The following is a 6,411-nucleotide window of genomic DNA, read 5'->3' as shown; positions in this document are numbered from 1 at the left end:
CACCAACAAACTAAAAATATAATGAGTAATAAGAGCTATCCTAACACTAAGCAAAAACAATAAGTAAAACACAAGAAGTCAAAAGAAGAATCTCCCTTATCCCTGCATCGACCTACATTCCCACACCTGAAAGATGCAGTATCATCGGCGAAGAGAAGCTTAACTGCCAGGTTCGGAATGGAGCTGGGTGTTGCCTTCTCTCTATAAACACAAGGAAAAGGGAAATAAAGACAATATCACTAGTGAGTAGAATCCACTTTAGACACTCTGGACATCTTGCTAGAATCCACTTTTAAAAAGTGGATTCTAGGGCGGAGACTCTTAGCAATACTAGTCCTAATGGCTCTAGTGGATTCTAGGCTAGAATCCACTTTTTGCACATCGCCTAGCATTATGCCTCATCACTAAATCAGCGCGTATATTACACTTGCGATTGTCCTTATTTCCATTTTCCTAAGGGAGTCAAAGTCAATAGCCTATAATAAATACCCATACACTCAATAAGGCAGTGTCTCTTAGAATCATATAAACATAAGCCAAACGGTCTATTAGTAGTAGTCAGCTGAACATATTACTATGCTTACACATCTACCCTATCAAGCAGCTAGTCTTGCTGCGACCTTCAGGGAAAGTTCATCTTGGAGTTGGCTTCCCGCTTAGATGCTTTCAGCGGTTATCACATCCACGCGTAGCTACAGAGCGATGCTCTTGGCAGAACAACTCTTACACCAGTGGCGTGTCCATCCCGGTCCTCTCGTACTAGGGACAGCTCTCCTCAACTTTCCTACGCCCACGGCAGATAGGGACCGAACTGTCTCACGACGTTCTGAACCCAGCTCGCGTACCGCTTTAAATGGCGAACAGCCATACCCTTGGGACCTGCTCCAGCCCCAGGATGCGATGAGCCGACATCGAGGTGCCAAACCTCCCCGTCGATGTGAGCTCTTGGGGGAGATCAGCCTGTTATCCCCGGGGTACCTTTTATCCTTTGAGCGATGACCCTTCCACACAGAATCACCGGATCACTATGACCGACTTTCGTCTCTGCTCGACTTGTTTGTCTTACAGTCAGGCTGGCTTATGCCATTACACTCTACTTGCGATTTCCAACCGCAATGAGCCAACCTTTGCAAGCCTCCGTTACTTTTTAGGAGGCGACCGCCCCAGTCAAACTACCCACCAGACATTGTCCTGCTAGAGGATAACTCTAGCCAGTTAGCAGACAGAAACATTAAGGGTGGTATCTCAAGGATGGCTCCATCTCCACCAGAGTGAAGACTTCAAAGCCTCCCACCTATCCTGCGCATAATGCTCCCATCGGCAGTGCCAAGCTGTAGTAAAGGTCCACGGGGTCTTCCCGTCTTGCCGCGGGTAGGAGGAATTTTCACCTCCACTACAATTTCACTGAATCCCTGGTTGAGACAGCTCCCATCTCGTTACGCCATTCATGCAGGTCGGTATTTAACCGACAAGGAATTTCGCTACCTTAGGACCGTTATAGTTACGGCCGCCGTTTACTCGGGCTTCAATTCAACGCTTCGCATTGCTGCTAACGAATCCTCTTAACCTTCGAGCACCGGGCAGGCGTCACACCTTATACTTCCTCTTACGAGTTTGCAAAGTGCTGTGTTTTTGGTAAACAGTCGGGAGGGACTCTTTGCTGAGACCTACTTGCGTAGGCACACCTTATCGCGAACTTACGGTGCTAGTTTGCAGAGTTCCTTAACCAGAGTTCTTTCACGCGCCTTAGAATACTCATCTCATCTACCTGTGTCGGTTTGCGGTACGGGCAATATAAGCTAAACTTAGAAACTTTTCTTGGCACGACGGTATCAGTGATTCTCTCTTCCATCCGAAGACTTCAAAGAGCCTGTCAAGTTTCGAATACAGGGGCGGATTTGCCTATCCCCCAATCTACGCTCTTCGACCAACACTTCCATCCGTTGGCTCACCTAACCCTATGCGTCCTTCCATCGCACACTTATATTGGTATAGGAATATTAACCTATTTTCCATCGACTACCCATTTCTGACTTGTCTTAGGACCCGACTAACCCTACGATGACGAGCATCGCGTAGGAAACCTTAGACTTTCGGCGAAGTGGATTCTCACCACTTTTATCGCTACTCATTCCTGCATGCTCACTTCGCATCGCTCCAGCACTCCTTACCGGTATACCTTCAACGCTGATACGAACGCTCTTCTACCACTGCACAAAGTGCAATCTACAACTTCGGTGTCTATCTTAGCCCCGTTATATTTTCTGCGCAGAATCACTAGACCAGTGAGCTGTTACGCTTTCTTTAAAGGATGGCTGCTTCTAAGCCAACCTCCTGGTTGTCTGAGTAACTCCACATCATTTTCCACTTAGAATAGAACTTTGGGACCTTAGTTGGTAGTCTGGGTTGTTCCCCTTTAGACGATTGATTTTATCACCCACCGCCTGACTCCCAAGATACGGCAATAGGTATTCGAAGTTTGACAGGGGTTGGTACCGCGGTGAGCAGCCCTAGCCCAATCAGAGCTCTACCCCCTATTGCTATTACTTGAGGCTATACCTAAATATATTTCGAAGAGAACCAGCTATCACCAAGTTTGTTTGGCCTTTCACCCCTATCCACAGCTCATCCCAACCCGTTTCAATGGGTACGAGTTCAGTCCTCCATAAGTTGTTACACTTACTTCAACTTGGCCATGGATAGATCACTTGGCTTCGGGTCTGCAGCATCTGACTAAATCGCCCTTTCAGACTCGCTTTCGCTACGGCTACGCGTTTGCTTAACCTTGCCAGATACCACAACTCGCAGGATCATTATGCAAAAGGCAGTCCATCACCCTTGTGAGCCTCACTAAGAAATTAGGCTAAATTCGCCTTGTGGCAAGATTTGCGGGAGTTTGAAAAAATCTTGTGCGACAGACCTTAAGTCTAGTCTCCGCGATTTTTTCTGCACAACCCACAAATCTTGCTCACAATGCTAGAATTTCTTGGTATTCCCTTTAATTCCTTAATGAGACCCACAATAGGGCTCTGAATGATTGTAGGCAAATGGTTTCAGGTTCTATTTCACTCCGCTCACTGCGGTTCTTTTCACCTTTCCCTCACGGTACTTGTTCGCTATCGGTAAGAGAGTAGTATTTAGGGTTGGAGAGTGGTCTCCCCATCTTCAGTCCGGATTTCTCGTGTCCTGACCTACTCTGGATCCTGCTACCTAACAACAACCTTTCGCATACGGGACTATCACCCTCTATGATGTAGTTTTCCAAATACTTCTGCTAGATTGTTGTAGTGGATATTGCAGTCCTAAACCCCAGTAGCAAGCTACTGGTTTGCCCTGTTCCCCGTTCGCTCGCCGCTACTAGGAGAATCTCTGTTGATTTCTTTTCCTCTAGCTACTGAGATGTTTCACTTCGCTAGGTTCGCTCCATATAGGTAATGCGCATCGCTACGCATTGGGTTGCCCCATTCGGAAATCTACGGATCAAAGCCTCTTGACAGCTCCCCGTAGCTTATCGCAGTCTAGCGCGTCCTTCATCGCCTCTCTCTTCCAAGGCATCCACCATTTGCCCTTAAAAGCTTATGTATAGAAACTAAGCCTTTGCTCTTAGTTTCAGCTTTTGGTAGTGCATATGTATTCTAAAGACACTGCCTTATTGAATGTATGTTGCCATCATTCTCTAAGACGAATGTATCGTAGTATTTACTATCTAGGCTATTGACAATGAATTGTTAAATAACGCTTAGACAAAAGTCTAATAAGAATCCTAAAAACACTAGAACTCTCATTAAACCTTCACTAAAAATATAAAGCTTAAAAATACAAAGCTAGTCTATCTTTGATGGTGGAGAATAGCGGGATCGAACCGCTGACCTCCTGCGTGCAAAGCAGGCGCTCTCCCAGCTGAGCTAATTCCCCACAATGGTGGGCTTAAGAGGACTTGAACCTCTGACCTCACCCTTATCAGGGGTGCGCTCTAACCACCTGAGCTATAAGCCCATAAACCTTAGTGGCATAATCTCTGACAACTAAGCAAGAATCTTTACATACTACTGCAAAAGCGTGGATAGGATAGAAACAAATCTACCTATCATATCTCTAGAAAGGAGGTGATCCAACCGCAGGTTCACCTACGGTTACCTTGTTACGACTTCACCCCAGTCGCTGCATCCGCCGTGGGCGGTAACCAATTTAGTATCCCGACTTAAGGCGAATACAACTCCCATGGTGTGACGGGCGGTGAGTACAAGACCCGGGAACGTATTCACCGTGACATTGCTGATTCACGATTACTAGCGATTCCAGCTTTATGTAGTCGAGTTGCAGACTACAATCCGAACTGAGAGACATTTTAGAGATTTGCTCCACCTCGCGGTATTGCGTCTCATTGTATGCCCCATTGTAGCACGTGTGTAGCCCTAGGCGTAAGGGCCATGATGACTTGACGTCGTCCTCACCTTCCTCCTCCTTACGAAGGCAGTCTCCTTAGAGTGCTCAGCCGAACTGCTAGCAACTAAGGACGAGGGTTGCGCTCGTTGCGGGACTTAACCCAACATCTCACGACACGAGCTGACGACAGCCGTGCAGCACCTGTTTTCAAGGTCTAGCAAGCTAGACACTCCACTATCTCTAGCGGATTCTATCAATGTCAAGCCTAGGTAAGGTTCTTCGCGTATCTTCGAATTAAACCACATGCTCCACCGCTTGTGCGGGTCCCCGTCTATTCCTTTGAGTTTTAATCTTGCGACCGTACTCCCCAGGCGGAATGCTTAATGCGTTAGCTGCATTACTGCCCTGACAAGCAGGGCAACAACTAGCATTCATCGTTTAGGGCGTGGACTACCAGGGTATCTAATCCTGTTTGCTCCCCACGCTTTCGCGCATCAGCGTCAGTAATGTTCCAGCAGGTCGCCTTCGCAATGAGTATTCCTCTTGATCTCTACGGATTTTACCCCTACACCAAGAATTCCACCTACCTCTCCCATACTCTAGAAAAGTAGTTTCAAATGCAGTTCTGTAGTTAAGCTACAGGATTTCACATCTGACTTACTTTCCCGCCTACGCGCTCTTTACGCCCAGTGATTCCGAGTAACGCTTGCACCCTCCGTATTACCGCGGCTGCTGGCACGGAGTTAGCCGGTGCTTATTCGTAAGATACCGTCATAATCTTCTCTTACAAAAGGAGTTTACAATCCTAAAACCTTCATCCTCCACGCGGCGTTGCTGCTTCAGGGTTTCCCCCATTGAGCAATATTCCCTACTGCTGCCTCCCGTAGGAGTCTGGACCGTGTCTCAGTTCCAGTGTGTCCGATCACCCTCTCAGGCCGGATACCCGTCATAGCCTTGGTGAGCCATTACCTCACCAACAAGCTGATAGGACATAGGCTGATCCTTTAGCGAGAGCACTCAATAAAAAATTCATCTTAAATTCAGCTTTTGGAGTATTTTTGCGGATTCTACACACAATGCTTCAGTCATTACCGCTTAAGGCAACTCCTTCGCATTGTGCTTGAAAACTACAAAAATACTCTCAAAATCTTAGAATTTACACTTTCTCATAGATTTCAATCCATTACAGACCTCTATGGCAAAAGTGGATTCTAGTTAGATTACAAGAGAATTCTTTATTGAGTGCTACTTTCCCCCGTAGGGAGTATCCAGTATTAATCACCGTTTCCAGTGGCTATCCCAGACTAAAGGGCACATAACCTATGCATTACTCACCCGTGCGCCACTAATCCACTTCTAGCAAGCTAGAAGCTTCATCGTTCGACTTGCATGTATTAGGCACGCCGCCAGCGTTCACTCTGAGCCAGGATCAAACTCTCCATAAAAATTATGGAAGTTTGTATCTATCAAATCAATAGTAGCAAACTCTCCATAAAAATGGGGAGTTTGAGCCAACAATAAATGATGACTGCAAACTCTCCATAAAAATATCCGCACCGCATTAGATCGCTTAATAGCTACCCAAACGCTAGCAGATATGGAAAAATTTGTCCCAATCTCTTTATAAATCACAAAGACTTACTCTAGCTTCTAAACATAATAAATAGTCTAGAAACAAGACATAGTCGAAGTTGTATAACATAAACAATGTTTAGTCAAAAGAGATTTAAGTCTAAATCTAAAAAAAGCAAAAATGCCTTTGCAGATTCCTTAAATCTTCTTGCTTAGATGTCAAAGATCACTGCCAATTCTTATCTAAGGTAAGATAAAAACCAAGCAAAAGAACACCCAGATCCAAAAACAAAGACCTAAACAATATCACGATCTAAACCATACGATAATCATATGATAAAGGCTGAGATAAGAAAGCTAAATGCTATGAATTTTGGGAAGCAGAATATTACAAATTCATTACTTAAATATAACTGAAGCGAGTGGAAAAATATGTGGGAGAGATGGGGGGAG

1 protein-coding gene, 2 tRNA genes and 3 rRNA genes are annotated in these 6,411 nt (G+C 45.6%); all 6 read right to left on the bottom strand.

Annotation, left to right across the window (positions count from 1 at the left end; translation table 11 throughout):
• Positions 1-99: 99 nt before the first annotated feature.
• Positions 100-215 (bottom strand): 5S ribosomal RNA (gene rrf, locus NYG90_RS10425).
• A 24-nt stretch (positions 216-239) separates the two neighbouring features.
• Entirely contained in the window at positions 240-392 is a 153-nt protein-coding gene (locus NYG90_RS10420) for a hypothetical protein (protein WP_285257794.1), read from the bottom strand.
• A gap of 135 nt (positions 393-527) precedes the next feature.
• Positions 528-3,582 (bottom strand): 23S ribosomal RNA (locus tag NYG90_RS10415).
• 257 nt (positions 3,583-3,839) lie between these two features.
• A tRNA-Ala gene (locus tag NYG90_RS10410) sits at positions 3,840-3,915 on the bottom strand.
• A 4-nt stretch (positions 3,916-3,919) separates the two neighbouring features.
• A tRNA-Ile gene (locus NYG90_RS10405) sits at positions 3,920-3,996 on the bottom strand.
• Positions 3,997-4,099: 103 nt separating this feature from the next.
• A 16S ribosomal RNA gene (locus tag NYG90_RS10400) occupies positions 4,100-5,831 on the bottom strand.
• The 16S, 23S and 5S rRNA genes sit together here with 2 tRNA genes alongside, the layout of an rRNA operon.
• Positions 5,832-6,411 lie beyond the last annotated feature (580 nt).

Origin of the sequence: Helicobacter zhangjianzhongii, assembly GCF_030249855.1 — a bacterium.
In the GTDB taxonomy this organism is placed as follows: Bacteria; Campylobacterota; Campylobacteria; order Campylobacterales; family Helicobacteraceae; genus Helicobacter_B; species Helicobacter_B zhangjianzhongii.
Note: the sequence above shows the minus strand (reverse complement) of the source record. Positions and strands in the feature narration are given on the sequence as shown.

Coding starts and splice junctions, on each gene's coding strand:
- NYG90_RS10420 (WP_285257794.1), bottom strand. CDS start 392: ATGCTAGGCGATGTGCAAAAAGTGGATTCTAGCCTAGAATCCACTAGA.